Below are 14,807 nucleotides of genomic sequence, written 5' to 3'. Positions count from 1 at the left end.
CAAAAGCTGAAATTGTCGCTGGATTACGAGCAATTGACCAACTGCATGCGCTGCGGCTTCTGTTTGCCGGCATGCCCGACGTTCAAAGAAACGGGCTTCGAGCCCGAATCGCCGCGCGGCCGTATCGCCTTGATGAAAGCCGTCGCGGACGGCATCATGACACCGGATAAAGCGTTCGAGGATCAAATGAACCATTGTCTAGGCTGCCGCGCCTGCGAGCCGGCATGTCCGGCGGGCGTTCAATACGGGCAGTTGATCGAGCAAGCGCGCGACGCGATCGAGGATCATACCGATTCGCACCGCTGGTGGGTGAAGATCGCCCGGAACGTTGCGTTCAAAAAGGTATTCCCGCATCAGAACCGGATGCGCTGGATTGGCGCGAGCCTGAGCTTCTATCAAAAAAGCGGCGTTCGCCGCCTCGTGCACGGAGCCGGCATCATGAAGCTGTTCCCGTCGCATATGCGCGAGATGGAGACGATCTTGCCGGAGGCTTCGAGCAAGGGCGTCATCGAGAAGATTGGCACGTTCGTACCGGCCAAAGGGACGCCGATCGCCCGCGTAGGCATGTTCCGCGGCTGTATCATGGACGTTCTGTTTACGCAAACAAATGTGAATACCGTGAAGCTTCTATCCGAAGCGGGCTTCGAGGTCGTCATCCCGGAAACGCAAAACTGCTGCGGCGCGCTTCATGCGCACAGCGGCGAGATGGATTTGGCGCGCGGCCTGGCCCGTTCGAACATCCGCGCCTTCAAAGACGCGGGCGTCGATTACATCGCATCGAACGCAGGCGGCTGCGGCGCGCTGCTCGTCGAGTACGATCACCTGCTGCATGACGATCCGGAATGGGCGGACGGCGGAGAATGGTTCGCCAAGCGCGTTAAAGACGTCAGCCAGCTCATCGTCGAGAAAGGCCGCATTCCGCATTTTGCGGATGCCGCCGCGGCTGCGAATGCGCTGCAATCGGGTACGAAGGCGCCTTCCTGCGGCAAGGACGGCTCGTCCTGCGGCACGACGCGTATTACGTATCAGGATTCGTGCCACTTGCGCAATGTCATGAAGTCGAGCACGGCGCCTCGCCAGCTGATGAAGAGCGTCGCCGACATCGAGTTCGTCGAGCTGAAGGAATCCGACCGCTGCTGCGGCTCGGCGGGTATTTACAACCTGACGCAGCCGGAAATGGCGAATCAGATTCTCGACCATAAGATGGAGCATGTCAAGAAAACGGACGCGCACTACCTGCTTACGAGCAATCCGGGCTGTCTGCTGCAGATGAAGCTGGGCGTCGAACGCCACGGTCAATCGGGCAAGATGGAGGCGGTCCACATCGTCGACTTCCTGTACGAGCGGATCTCGGGAGAAGGCAAGGACGGAAGCGTCAAAAAATAATAACGTCATAGCAAAAGAAAAGGGATTTCCGGCAAGCTCGGAGATCCCTTTTTTTCATAAAAGATAAGACTTTATATGTTTCACATGACGATTGCTTATATTTCGAGCCGGTAATCCTATTATTTATAATAGGACGTCGTAATCGGTATGAAGAAAGAGCCGCCATTTTTCACGGAAACGTCGGTCCAAATTTCGGAAATCCCGCCGATATCGACTTCAATCGTGTTCAAGCCGCTGTTTGCCTTGATCGTTGTTTTTGCCTTCAGCGTTTGGAAAGTATCGCTATCCTTGAACTCGATTTCCATGTCCTGGTCGATTGCGGCGATTTGCAGGTACAGCTTTTGATAGTTCTTTTTGGGATAAAACATGATGCTGTCGTTACCCGCGTATGTAATGGCCAATTTATAATCCTTGCCCTTAAAAGTCGTTTGCGCCGGATCTTGGGTAGTATGTATGCTTAATTCCTCTCCGGTATCGATGGAGACGCCGTCCACTTTTTCCCCGAGCAGGACGGTCGACGTCTCGTTATCCCAATCCACCGCAACCTTTAACGAATCGGAAACCGCGCGGACAGGCAGGTAAGTTTTATTGTCGTAAGTAATCGGAATGACCGGATTCCCATCTTCATCTTTAAGCTCGACCGGCTTCCCGTCAACTTTGATTTTGATGCTGTGGTTCAGGTAAGCTGTGATTTCCTGTAAATTCGCACCCGCATATACGCCTGCGCTAGCGCCTAGAAGCAAAGATGCGCCGATTGCGGACGCTACCCACTTTTTCCTCATTTTCTCTACACTCCCTATTAATCTATATTTATTTAAAGTATAAATGGTTTCGGTCGCTTTTGAAATGGACCAAAAGACCTTACAACTGTTGCTTGAGTGCATCCTTCATGAGCCTCGGCGGCTTGCTTCCGTTCATTCAGAGCTATATGTTTTGGTTGCACGATTATTTCACGCCGGCGAATATTTCGATTTCCCCGGTTCCGCGTCAGAATCTTCTCCTATAGTCAAACTCCCCCATGTAACGGACTACAAGGCATGGGATAATCATGATGGAGAGATTACTTGATTCGGATGGGGGGAGTAGGATGACGAAGTTTGTTATTCGGCGAATGCGGCAGCCTGATGATTACGCGGCCGTGGCGCCGATTCTAAATACGATCTGGTCGGAGCCGACGACGGCCGAACGTCTGAAGGAAGAGGAGGATAAAATTCCTCCCGGCAAGCTGCACTATGATGAAGACGGCCGGCTTATGGGATGGGATCGTCCCAAATGGGTCGCGGAAGACGGAGAAGGGCAAGTCGTCGGTTACGCGATCGCTTCCCGGGCGCCATGGACGGAGCCCGGAACCTTGTTTCAAACGGTTGTCGTACAACCGGATAGCCAGGGCAGAGGAATAGGAAGAGCCTTGTATGCGGCGCTCTATGAATGGGCTGGGGAGGTCAAGGCTTCCCGTCTGATCGACTACATAAGAGAGTCGGATGAGTCTTCGATCGCTTTCGCGAAGCGCCGCGATTATGTCCAAGAACGCCATATGTTCGAATCCGTTCTGGATCTGGAAGCGTTCGACGGCGGCGGACTGTATGATTCGATAGCCGAGGCAGAGCGAGCCGGAATCCGCTTCGTCACGTTGGCGGATGAGCCGGGAGCGGCGAGCGAGAGAAAGCTGTATGAGCTTTACAAGGAAACGCATCCCGATATTCCGGGTTATGCCGGCGATTTTCCTTGGTTCGAGGAATGGCGCAAATGGAACATCGATTCGGCCGGCGTACGGCCGGAATGGTTCCATATCGCCAAGGATGGCGAACGCTATATCGGCGCCGTCGCGCTGCAGCAGAACGAGCAGACGCGCGCGATGTATCACGATTACACCTGCATGCTTCGGGAATACCGCGGACGCCGTATTACGCTTGCCCTAAAGATGCTCGCCGTGCGAACCGCCATCTCCTGCGGTGTTCCCTACTTGAAGACGCACAACGATTCGATGAACGGCCCGATGCTGCGAATCAACCGGGACCTGATCGGCTTCCGGGCGGAGCCCGGGAACTATAAGATGGTGCGCGAGCTTGGATGAGTTTGCGGCTCCGGCGCTTTTAACAAGCAACGTGTAAAACCCTTGGTTATTGGGGGGGCTACACGTTGCTTTTTCATTTGCCGACTCCCCAACAATGAAGACTGTTAAACCGGATACTAAGCCAAAGGAGGGAGGAAGAGGAGTTCGTTGGTTTTACATATTAAACTTGTATCATACCTGTTCGATAGTGGAGTAATGTTGTATAATAATAGAAGCCATGCGAGCCAATAAACTTTCCATAACAATATATCATTAAGGAGCAATCATATGAGCAAAATGAACGGAACTTCAGCGCTGCTTTTTCCATTGGATGGCGATATGTTGAATGAGTATGACGGCATTGTACGGGAGGAAAGGTTATACATCCAGGTGCGTTTGGCCGGAGCTGCGGAGAGTAAGTTTACGGTGAACGGGGCTGCGGCGGAACGGTCGGGCGACGGGTTTGCCGCGGAGATCGGCTTGGACGGCTACCGGAATACGATTGCGATCGCGGAAGAGGGAACCGGTAATACCGAAGAGGTTACCGTATACTGGCTGAGAAACGCTACGCAAAAATACCGGGTATCGGTCGACGATAATATTTGGTTTTTGCGGGATATTGCGGCTAACAGCGATAAATACGAATCCATTTTTGAAAATCCATACTTGAGCGTTTATAAAGAGCTGTACGATACGTACGGAACGAAAGTGCATCTGAATCTGTTTTATAGCACGGAAGGCTTCGACCTGTCCCAAATGCCGGACAAGTACAAGGAAGAGTGGAAGGCTAACGCTCACTGGCTGCGGCTGACGTTCCACGCGAATCAGGAGTTTCCCGATAAGCCTTATAAGTCGACGGCGACCGAAATTATTTTGGCGGATTGCGAGAAGGTTACGAGGGAGATTATCCGTTTTGCCGGGGAAGAGTCGCTGAGTCCCGTTACGACCGTCCATTGGGGCGAGGCGACGCGCGAAGGCGCCAGAGCTTTGCGCGGATTCGGCATTGGCACGCTGGCGGGGTATTTCAAGTTCGTTGACGGGGAGCCGATCGTTTCATACTATTTGGACAAAGACCGGATCGCTCATCTGAACAAGCGCGATTTCTGGAAGGACCACAGCGAGGACATCGTATTTGCCAAAATCGACATGGTGCTGGACAAAACGAACCAGGAAGATATCGTTCCGCTGCTGGATCATGTTCGCGCCAATCCGCACGAAGCGGGCTTTATCGAGCTGATGATTCACGAGCAGTATTTCTACTCCGACTATTCGGCTTACCAGCCGGATTTCAGAGAGAAGCTCTTGACGGCTGCAAAATGGGCGACGGAGCATGGCTATCAGCCTGCGTTCTTGAGCGAGTGCGTGGGGGAGTAGAAGGTTAGTTGCGCGGTTTAATAAAAAACATGGATCAAGCGCTAAGCGAAATGGAAAAACTACAGCTGAATTTCGAAAATCCCGCTGATTCATCGATATAAATGGAAAAACTACAGCTACTATTATGGATACTGCTTAAATAAGCGTAAATATCCAAATGTAGCTGTAGTTTTTCCTGTTATATGCCTTTTTCCCGCCTTGTTGCCGAAAATAATCCAACCTACCGCGAATCGAAAGCGTTGCGGAGGCCGTCGCCGACGAAGTTGAAGCTAAGGATCGTCAGGAAGATCATACAGCCGGGAGCGATCGCCACCCATGGCGCCTTCAGCATGACGGTCATGTTGTAAGCGCCTTGCAGCATGTTCCCCCAGCTTGCCGTCGGCGGCTGAATGCCGAGTCCGAGGAAGCTGAGCGAAGACTCCGCCAAAATCATCCCGCCCATTTGCAAGGTCGCGGAGACGATGACGGGCGCAATCGCGTTCGGCAGCACATGCTTAAAGATGATGCGGAAATCCGACATTCCGATCGTGCGCGCGGCGTCTACGAACTCGCGGTTTTTCATGGATAAAATCTGGCCACGCAGCAAGCGGGCTTTGGTCATCCAGCCGAACACGACCAGCACGATGATGATATTCGTCAAGCTCGGCTTCAGCAGCGTAACGACTGTAATGAGTACGAACAGCTGCGGAAACGTGAGCATAATATCGACAAAACGCATCAGCGCGCTATCCACTTTCCCGCCGTAATAACCGGCAATCGCGCCGACGGCGATCCCGATGACCAGATTGAACACGACCGCAAAAATACCTACCGCGAGCGAAATGCGGGCGCCATACATCGTACGGCTGAGCAGGTCGCGCCCGAGCTCGTCGGTGCCGAGCCAGTGCTCGGAGCTTGGCGGCTTCAGCTTCTGCAGCAAATCCTGCTCGGCCGGATCATGCGGCGCGATGACCGGCGCCAGCAGGGCAATCAAGATAAAGACGGTCAGGATGCAAAGACCGACGACCGCGAGCTTGTTCCTCTTGAATCGTTCCCATGCGCGGTTCTTGGGAGCCTTTGCTGCAACCGGACTCGTATTGGAAAGAGCTACGTTCATCGTTCTCACACCTTCACTTCTTTATTGCCGAGGCTGACGCGCGGATCAAGAGCCGCAATCATCACGTCGGCGATAATATTGCCGAAAACAGTCAGGAAAGCAGCGATCGTCGTAATCGCGAAAATGATCGGATAATCCCGCTGGAATGCCGCTTCAGTGAACAGTAGGCCCATGCCGGGAACCGAAAATACCTTTTCGGTAAACAACGCGCCGCCGAAAAACGAAGGAATGGCAAGACCGAACAGAGTAGCAAGCGGAATGAGCGCGTTCCGGAAGCCGTGCAGCACAAGAATCCGGCTGCTTTTGAGCCCCTTGGCTCTTGCCGTCCGCATGTAATCCTGGTTGACGATTTCCATCATGCTGGAGCGGATATACCGCGTCCATACGGCCAGCTCGCCGACGGCCATCGTCAGGATTGGCAGGATCAAGTGTTTGATGCGATCCATTAAGCTGAAATCTCCGTTCAGCGATTTGAGACCGCCGGAAGGAAGCCAGCCAAGTTTAACCGCGAAAAACATGATCAATAGAATACCCAGCCAAAATGTAGGCAAAGATATGCCTGCAAACGTAATGCCGGAAACGATTTGGTCAAACCGCGAATTCGGCTTGAGTGCGCAAATGATCCCTATCGGTATGCCGATCAGCATGGCGACGATAAAGCTTGTTACCGTCAGCAGCAGCGTGTTCGGCAAACGATCCAGAATAATGCTGGAGACCGGTTCGTTCTTGAAGAAAGAAGTGCCGAAGTCCCCCTGCGCCATGCCGCTGATCATTTCCCAGTACTGTGTCGTAAGCGGTTTATCCAGGCCGTAGGCTTTGATCAGGTTCTCCTTGTCCACAGCCTTGATCGTCGGGTCCTCGGCAATTTGCGAAAGCGGTCCGCCGGGAGCCATGTGGACAAAGATGAACGAAATGATCGTGATGCCGATCAATATCGGTATGGCGTTTAATAAACGCCTGAATGCGTAGAGGACCAACGGATTTCACTTCTTTCCTTAAGATAAACGCAGTTTGCGATTGGGAATTTCCCCGCAATGAAGGGTTAACGCCTTATTGAAAAGGTCGGAAAACGTACCCTTCATTGCTTGTATGTCTCGGTAAACGGCAGCGTCGAGAACGCCGGCAGCCTTTTATCCTCGTGGGGAAATACTAGTCTATTACTTCGTGAAGTACCATTTCTCGACTTCTTTCAGGCTGTCGCGCTCCGCATTGAAGCCTTCAAGTTTGGCCGGATATGCCATTGTCGTAGTCGGCGAGTACAGGAACGTGTACGGCTGGTCTTCCGCGATCAGCGCGTCGACTTTGCCGAGAATTTCTTTACGCTTGTTTTTATCGAAGGTGAGCAAGTCTTCGTCGATCAGCTTGTCCACTTCCGGATTTTTGTACGATACGGTGTTCAAGCCTGTTTCGATTTCAGCGGAGTGCCAGATGCCTTTCGGATTCGGGTCTCCGGAGATGCTCCAAGCATAATAGATCGATTCGAAGTTTTTGCCTTGGAAGTTTTTCGAGAAGGCGGAACCTTCGAACAGACGCGTGTTGACCACGACGCCGACTTTTTTCAGCTGTTGCTGAATAACGGTCATCGCTTTTTCACGAACTTTGTTGCCTTGAATGTTTTGCATTTCGAACTCGAATTTTTTGCCGTCTTTGTCGAGAATGCCGTCGCCGTCGGTATCTTTCCAGCCGGCTTCCGCAAACAGCTGCTTCGCTTTCTCAGCGTTGAAATCGAATTTCGGCACGCTGTCCGTGAAGTTCCAGTATGTCGGAGGCGTTTGGCTGTTGACGATTACGCCTTGACCTTCGGCTACGCCGTCGATGATGCCTTGACGATCGATTGCCGTCGACAGCGCTTGACGCACTTTTTTGTCTTGGAACAGCGGGTTGTTCAGGTTCCACGCTACGAACGAGTAGGTGGAAGCTTTGATGCCTTTTTGCAGCTTGAGCTTGTCAGGGCTTGTTTTGGTAAATTGCTCGATTGCCGCAAGCTGGTCCGCAGGTACGGCAACGACGTTGATTTCGCCGGTTTGCAGCTGAGCCATCATGGCGTTGGCGTCGGCTACGATTTTGGCGTTCACTTTCTCGATTGCCGGTTTGCCGCCAAAGTACGAGTCTACACGGCTGAACTTCAGGTATTGTCCTTGCTTCCACTCATCCAGCTTGTAAGGACCGGAGCCGATCGGCTTTTTGAAGAATTCGGATTTGTCCATATCCTTCACCGCTACGTCCTTCAGCAAGTGCTGCGGCAAAATGTTGTAAATCATCATATCGATAAAGCCTGCATGCGGCTCTTTGAACGAGAATTTGATTGTGGAATCGTCGACTTTCTCGACCTTCGTCACTTTCTCGAACGTGCCTTTGCGCGGCCCTTTGTAGTCGGGGTTCAGCGGAATATTGTAAGTAAATACGACGTCGTCGGCGGTTACCGGCTGGCCGTCGGAAAATTTCGCGTCCGTGCGGATTTTGACGGTCATCGCAAGCTTGTCATCCGAGAAAGTCGGCTGGCCTACGGCGAGGTCGGGCACGATGTCTTGCTTTTCGTTGAAATCGTACAGGCTGCTGAAAACAAGATCGATCACTTCTGTGGAAGTAGTCGTCGTCGCCCAGAAGCGGATAAAGCCTTGAGGATCTGCGAGGTATGCCGTCGTAATTTCGCCGCCGTCTACCTTCTCCCCTTTAGGTGCGGTCGAGGCGCTTGGCGATGCGGAAGCATCGGTTTTGTTGTCCGAGCTGTTCGAACCGCAAGCGGACAAGAACAAGCTGGTGGACATGACTGCGGCAAGCGCTACGGTTGTAACTTTGCCGAAAGAAGTTCTAGACATCAGTGTTTCCCCTCTCTTGAAGCTTTTTATATGAAATGGCACGAGGCGAAATGCCCCGGCTCCACTTCGCGGAATGCGGGCTGCTCGATCCGGCAGCGGTCCGTCGCATGCGGACAGCGCGGATGGAAGGCGCAGCCTGACGGCGGGTTGGCCGCGTTCGGCACTTCGCCCTTCAGAACGATGCGTTCGCGCTTCTGATCGACATCCGGCTCAGGCACGGAAGACAACAAAGCTTGTGTGTACGGATGCTTCGGGCTGTCGAACAATTGGTCGCGAGTCGCGGTTTCAACGACGCGGCCTAAGTACATAACAGCCACGCGATCCGAAATATGCCGGACGATGCTTAAGTTATGCGAGATGAACAAGTAGGATACTTTGGTTTGCGCCTGCAGGTCGCCCAGCAGGTTCACGATTTGCGCCTGGATCGATACGTCGAGTGCAGATACCGCCTCATCGGCGATAATGAGCTTCGGCTTCAGCGAAATCGCTCTTGCAATTGCGATACGCTGGCGCTGGCCGCCCGAAAATTCATGCGGATACAGCGCAGCGGCTTGCGCGCTGAGACCTACGGTTTCGAGCAGCTCCTCCGCACGCTTGTTAGCGGCGGCGCGGCTGAGACCGGCTTGCAAATACATCGGCTCGGCAATTGCGCTTCCTACCGACATCCGCGGATTGAGCGAAGCGAACGGATCTTGAAACACGCATTGCAAATCTTTGCGCAGCGGCCGGAGCTCGCGTTGACTCATTCGGCCGAGATCCTTGCCGTTAAAAATAATTTCACCGCTGGTCAAATCGAGCAAGCGCAAAATAAGCCGTCCGACCGTCGACTTTCCGCAGCCGGATTCGCCGACGATTCCGAGCGTTTCGCCCTCGTGTACCGTCAAATTGACGCCGTCGACCGCTTTGACGACGCCGTTCTTGCTTTTGCCTCCGATTGGAAAATGCTTCCGGAGATCCTTCACTTCAAGAAGCGGAGCTTTCACGTTCCCTGTCCCCCTTTATCAACGATTCGAAAAGGCCGGCTGCGGTTAAACCATGATGCAGCGGACCTGATGACCCGAGCCGATGTCGCGTAATTCCGGCATGCGTGCGCTGCATTCCGGCTTCGCCATCGGACAACGCGCTGCAAAACGGCAGCCCTCCGGGAAAGATCCGGCAGGCGGCACGGAGCCTGGAATAGGCGACAGCTTCTCGATGCTTCCGTGCATACGGGGCGTGGAGTTCAGCAGGCCCTTCGTGTACGGATGCAGCGGAGAGGTGAATAGAGTGCGGACATCGGCCGTTTCGACGATTTGCCCGGCATACATGACGATAACCCGAGAGGCCATTTCGGCGACGACCCCAAGATCGTGCGTAATGAACAAAACCGACATTTTCGTTTCCTTCACAAGCTCGCGCATCAGATCGAGGACCTGGGCTTGTATGGTTACGTCCAAAGCGGTCGTCGGCTCGTCCGCGATAAGCAGCTCCGGCTTCAATGTCATGGCCATAGCCAGCATGACCCGTTGACGCATGCCGCCGGACAGGCGATGCGGGTATTCCCTGCGTATCCGGGCCGGATCCGGAAACCCGACGCGGCGCAGCCATTCGTCCGCAACTGAAACCGCTTCCAGTTTTGGAACCTTCGTATGTCGAATGATGGCTTCCGTCATCTGTGTACCGATCGTGAGAACGGGATTGAGCGAGGTCATCGGTTCTTGGAAAATCATAGAAATGTTCTGTCCGCGAATTTTCGACATTTCCCGCTTTTTCAAGTCAAGCAGGTTGCGTCCGCGAAAACGAACTTCGCCGCCGACAATTTCACCGGACCGGGGCAGAAGCTGCATGATCGATAAGGACGTCATACTTTTCCCGCAGCCGGATTCCCCGACTAAAGCGACGACTTCATTCGGTTTTATTTCGAAGTCGATCCCGTCTACAATTGTTTTCTCGCGCTTCTTGTCTTTAAAGACAGTCCGCAGCGCTTTCACTTCCAAAATAGCTTCTTTCAAGCGGCTCACCTTCACTTCGTTTCGGTAAAGTACACAAAGTCAACAGACTTCATTCTACAAATAAATTACCAGTTTGTAAACCCGGTTTTTTTCGCTTTAGCGAATCAACGTTTTAAACCTTTGGTAGAATGAAACGGTAAAGAGTCAATGTTTTCAAGTGTTGATGCGAATGTGCGCTAAAATAAAATAACAATAAATTACAATAATTGTTTCTGGTTTGGAAAATGAAAGAGTTTTCATGATGGTAAATATGTAAATAATAAACATTCATTTCGTGAGATTTAAATATCGTATTTTAATTAAAATATAATATTTATGCAACTAAAAAATGTTGGGATATCAGGTGTGATTTGGTCGCATACGGCAGGTGGCTGAAACAATGGACTAGACCGATTTCGGCCATGGTTTCTGATAGTGGATAACAATAAAAGAAGACGGGGGCAAATGCCAGGAGGGGGACTTCATTACTTCATGCGATCAGGGTCCTAATTTCTGTGAAAATTTGAATAATAAGAGGGATCGGATTCCAAAACCTTGCGAGCAGCGAACCTATCTTTCCAGTTCATTGTTAGAGGCGGCCGACTGCTTCGATTCGGCGGGGCTGTCCCAAAAGGGTACGCTCAAGTGGGCGAATCCCATAAATGATGCAAAAGAACCTTCAAAACCACTATGTAAGTGGAAATGAAGGTTCATTTGTTACACGAATTCACGTGTGAAGTGGGTGCCGAAAACTCCGAAAACGACTTTTGGGACAGCCCCGTTTCATCTAATTAAGGGTATTCGTTGTCGGCGAGCAATGTCAGGAAGAGCCGTTTCGAGAAAGCTTAAGTTTCATAATCGAGCACGATCATTTGATGGCATTCCAGCTTGGGCACTGTGTAACGTACGGTTCCGTCCGTTTGCTCGAACGGAAGCGGGGTCATTTGCGGCGCCAAGTAAACTTGCCGGACAGAGTGCGGCAGACGCAGCTCTACGTTGACATCGTGAACCGGCAGAATGTCCTCGATGACTTCGACTTTGGCTCCGCGCCGCACAGGGGAGGCGTATAGCAGGTGATTCACGTAACGCCGTTCTTCCGGTTGCTCCTGCAGAGTGGCGATGCCTTGAGCCGGCAATGAGGCGCGCATCGTTGCGCTCGGCAGCAGTCGATGCAGCGCGTACAGCACGATTTCCTTCAACGCGAGACTGCCTTTCGTGGCGTAATCCGTAAACATGTCCCATGCGATATAAATTCCGTTCGCCGATTCCGCCATGCCGGGTCCGCCGTTGCGCGCGCTGTTCGGTGTATGCTGATGCGAGCAGAAAGCGAAAGCTTCGCGGTTGAAATACGGGTCTTCGCGGAAGCCCAGTGCCGTTCCGTTCGTCAGCTCTATGCGCTGTCCGCGACCGTACATGATAAATGCGGCGGAGCCGAGCGCCGGAAGCGCTTCGGTTGGCCGGTAGTAGTCCGGCTGGTAAGGATTATCCGATAGCCGCCGCACGCCCAGATCGATCGCGAACGAATCGCCTCCTTTTGCAAGACCGGAGCGCCCTGTAGCCAGTACTTTGCCGCCCTGCTCGAAGAAGCTGTCAAGCTTGCGCTTGAGCGCGTCGTCTACCGGGATGGCGTCGGGCAAAATGACGACCTTGTAGCTGCTGAAGTCGGCATTCATATCGATGACGTCGAACAGGATGTTTCCTTCGAGCAGCATTCTTACCGCGCCTGCATCGGCATCGCCGGTTTTGGCATCTCCGAGCTCCTCGGGGGGAACGACTGCTTCGACTGAAAGCAGAGCTACATCGGCGATGTTCCGCACGTTGACACACCATGCTTCCTTCTCTGCAACTTCCCGGTAAGCTGCGCCGATCAGTTCGTAGGTAGCCGTGTCCATCAGCCCTGCGGGATGAAGCTGGTCGCCTATCGAGCAACGGGCTCCGTTCGCTATGCTGAGGGCTGCCTCGTATCGGAGCGCATTAGGATGCTTGTAGCCGCCAAACTCGCCCCAAGTAGTATGGAATTTACCGGTCATGCCAAGGAAATCCATCCCTAACGTTTGGGCATAACGTGCGGATAATGGAAAGTGATCGTAGCCCCAGCCGCCGGTAGGAAGAGATTCAAGCTCAAGATGGGTGTTCATGTGCGCGAGATCGCGCCGCCCGCGGCGGATATGCCCGCCGTTATGGAAGATTGGCATGCCCGGCTTGATCGCTTCGATTGCCTGCTTGACCCGATTCGTATAGTTCGCATAGGTGCGTTCTCCGAGAGAGCGAACCGTTTCGATGTTGCGCGGATCCCCGCCTTCTTTGCGGATTTGCGCGATGCACGTATGGCAGTAGCACTCCCGTACGCCGACGATATCGAGAAAAATGCCGTCCGCATCATAATTCGCAGCGACTTCCTCCACTTGAGCGATCAAAAGGTCAAGGTAGGGGGAGTTTAAGCAAAACTGATGATAGCCGGGGCTCAAAAAGTCGCCGACCCAGTTGGTGCGGTCCTCTTTGCTGCGAATCAGCCATTCCGGATGCTGAACGGCGGTTTTCTCGTCAAGCCCTGCGGATATGTACACCGGGGTTTTGACGCCGATCTCGTGCGCCGCCTCGATCATGGCCTTCAGCAAGTCGAAGGACAGGCCGGGATGCATGATGTTCGCTTGCGTGGGATGGTATGACCAGCCGTGATGGCACTTGGAGAATACGGTAATCGAATCGACATAGCCGGTCTTCAGCATATCTTGGAATTGCTTTTTATCGAAATGCGAGCCGATACCGGGAATTGCCTCCGATGTATGAAAATCGAGATGAACTTGTCTAAAACGCATCTAATATCGCTCCTTTTGGTCTGAATTTTGCTGCTCCGTTCTTGGTGTCGTCTTTTCTGCGATGTATGGTTGAACGTCAAAACGTCTCCCAGCCGGTCACGCGCGGGGGCTGAAAATGGTGATGAAATAGCCGGGGTGCTTTACAATGTGCGCTCCTCCCGGCGTGTTGCGGTGCTGCATAGCGATGGAAAGACCACTGTCGTCCCTTCGCTCGCTCTCTCGTTTGGATACGTTTGATTGCAAAGCACTCTTCTCCAAGATAACTTTTCGGCAATCAAGCAAACAGGCACAAAAACGATTCGAAATAGCACAATATCGACTTTCTATCATGTACAATGGGGATATGGTAAGCAGACGTCAAGGGAGGTGGCCTGTCATGGAATGTTTGGAGCTGCGCATCCCGCCGCTGCCGCAATTCATTACGGTCGGGCATGCGGAATGGAAGCCGGGGATGCAGCATTTTACGCGTACGTTCGATGTGTACGATGTGCTTTTCGTCAGGAACGGCGCGCTATATATGACGGAGGATGGGCGGGAGTTTGCCGTCGAAGCCGGCCATATGCTCGTCCTTGAGCCGAACCGAACCCATTTCGGGCACCGGCCCTCGATCGAGCCGACAGATGTATATTGGGTGCATTTCATTCACTCAGCGCCTGTCCGAACGCTATCCGGCGATGAAGTGTCTTGGCCGTACGTGCTGCGCAAAGGGGGGGATTTCGACGTAAGTCCATCGGAGCAGTTCATGTATTTGCCCAAAATGGCACGTGTCGATCTGGCCCCGATGACAGCCGTATTGGACAGGCTGATCGAGCTCCATCAGTCTTTCGTGCTGGAGCACGCCCTGCAGGTGCACGCGCTGCTGGCGGAACTGCTGACGCTGATGCAGGACGCCGTAAGGATGCGCCAATCGTCGCGGTCCGCGGCCGTTTGCCGGCTTGCGATGGATTACTTGCAGCAGTTGGGAGCGCAGCCTTTTCGCGGCGAGACGATGGAGGAGGCGCTTCACTTTCAATTCGATTACATCACGCGCTGCCTCAAGAAGCATACAGGGATGACGCCGCTGCAGTACCTCCATCATTTACGGATCGGCAAGGCCAAGTCGCTTCTTGAGAACACCTCGCTGACCGTTCAGGAAATCGCCGAACAAGTCGGCTTCGACAGCGCGAACTATTTAATCCGGCTGTTCCGTAAAATGACCGGCATGCCGCCTGGCCGGTATCGCGAGCTTAAGCACCGGAAATAGCTCCGCGCGGAAAAGGAGGCCGATCGTGCCGCATGTCTGACCACTCT

Annotated in this window: 11 protein-coding genes; 4 read left to right on the top strand and 7 right to left on the bottom strand. The window is 53.1% G+C overall.

Going from position 1 to position 14,807, the window contains the following annotated elements:
• Positions 1–45: 45 nt before the first annotated feature.
• Positions 46–1,386 (top strand): (Fe-S)-binding protein, encoded by a 1,341-nt coding sequence (locus tag DQG23_RS35015; RefSeq protein ID WP_113035759.1) that lies wholly within the window; start codon positions 46–48, stop codon positions 1,384–1,386.
• Positions 1,387–1,505: 119 nt separating this feature from the next.
• Here the strand turns inward: DQG23_RS35015 and DQG23_RS35010 are convergent, their stop codons facing one another.
• On the bottom strand, positions 1,506–2,168 hold the full coding sequence (locus DQG23_RS35010; protein ID WP_113035692.1) for a stalk domain-containing protein: 663 nt from the start codon (positions 2,166–2,168) through the stop codon (positions 1,506–1,508).
• Between the two features lie 305 nt (positions 2,169–2,473).
• Here DQG23_RS35010 and DQG23_RS35005 point away from each other — a divergent pair, with 305 nt between their 5' ends.
• Both DQG23_RS35005 and DQG23_RS35000 read left to right on the top strand, forming a co-directional pair.
• Positions 2,474–3,460: a GNAT family N-acetyltransferase gene (locus DQG23_RS35005; RefSeq protein ID WP_158560864.1), complete on the top strand. Its 987-nt coding sequence runs from the start codon at positions 2,474–2,476 to the stop codon at positions 3,458–3,460.
• A 267-nt stretch (positions 3,461–3,727) separates the two neighbouring features.
• Positions 3,728–4,813, top strand: coding sequence for a hypothetical protein (locus tag DQG23_RS35000; RefSeq protein WP_202865993.1), 1,086 nt, complete (start codon positions 3,728–3,730; stop codon positions 4,811–4,813).
• A gap of 220 nt (positions 4,814–5,033) precedes the next feature.
• Here the strand turns inward: DQG23_RS35000 and opp4C are convergent, their stop codons facing one another.
• The 6 genes from opp4C to DQG23_RS34970 form a co-directional block, all read right to left on the bottom strand.
• On the bottom strand, positions 5,034–5,909 hold the full coding sequence (opp4C, locus tag DQG23_RS34995) for an oligopeptide ABC transporter permease (protein WP_113035757.1): 876 nt from the start codon (positions 5,907–5,909) through the stop codon (positions 5,034–5,036).
• A gap of 5 nt (positions 5,910–5,914) precedes the next feature.
• On the bottom strand, positions 5,915–6,886 hold the full coding sequence (locus DQG23_RS34990) for an ABC transporter permease (protein WP_238178179.1): 972 nt from the start codon (positions 6,884–6,886) through the stop codon (positions 5,915–5,917).
• A gap of 180 nt (positions 6,887–7,066) precedes the next feature.
• Positions 7,067–8,728 (bottom strand): peptide-binding protein, encoded by a 1,662-nt coding sequence (locus DQG23_RS34985; protein WP_113035690.1) that lies wholly within the window; start codon positions 8,726–8,728, stop codon positions 7,067–7,069.
• Positions 8,729–8,754: 26 nt separating this feature from the next.
• Positions 8,755–9,711, bottom strand: coding sequence for an ABC transporter ATP-binding protein (locus tag DQG23_RS34980; RefSeq protein WP_113035689.1), 957 nt, complete (start codon positions 9,709–9,711; stop codon positions 8,755–8,757).
• A gap of 45 nt (positions 9,712–9,756) precedes the next feature.
• Positions 9,757–10,719 (bottom strand): ABC transporter ATP-binding protein, encoded by a 963-nt coding sequence (locus DQG23_RS34975; protein WP_113035688.1) that lies wholly within the window; start codon positions 10,717–10,719, stop codon positions 9,757–9,759.
• An 824-nt stretch (positions 10,720–11,543) separates the two neighbouring features.
• On the bottom strand, positions 11,544–13,517 hold the full coding sequence (locus DQG23_RS34970; RefSeq protein WP_113035687.1) for a beta-galactosidase trimerization domain-containing protein: 1,974 nt from the start codon (positions 13,515–13,517) through the stop codon (positions 11,544–11,546).
• Positions 13,518–13,893: 376 nt separating this feature from the next.
• Here DQG23_RS34970 and DQG23_RS34965 point away from each other — a divergent pair, with 376 nt between their 5' ends.
• On the top strand, positions 13,894–14,760 hold the full coding sequence (locus tag DQG23_RS34965) for a helix-turn-helix transcriptional regulator (protein ID WP_113035686.1): 867 nt from the start codon (positions 13,894–13,896) through the stop codon (positions 14,758–14,760).
• The last annotated feature ends 47 nt before the right edge of the window (positions 14,761–14,807 follow it).

Source organism: Paenibacillus contaminans (assembly GCF_003285015.1).
GTDB classification, from domain to species: Bacteria; Bacillota; Bacilli; order Paenibacillales; family NBRC-103111; genus Paenibacillus_V; species Paenibacillus_V contaminans.
The sequence above is the reverse complement of the archived record's forward strand: the minus strand, read 5'-3'. Positions and strand labels throughout refer to the sequence as shown.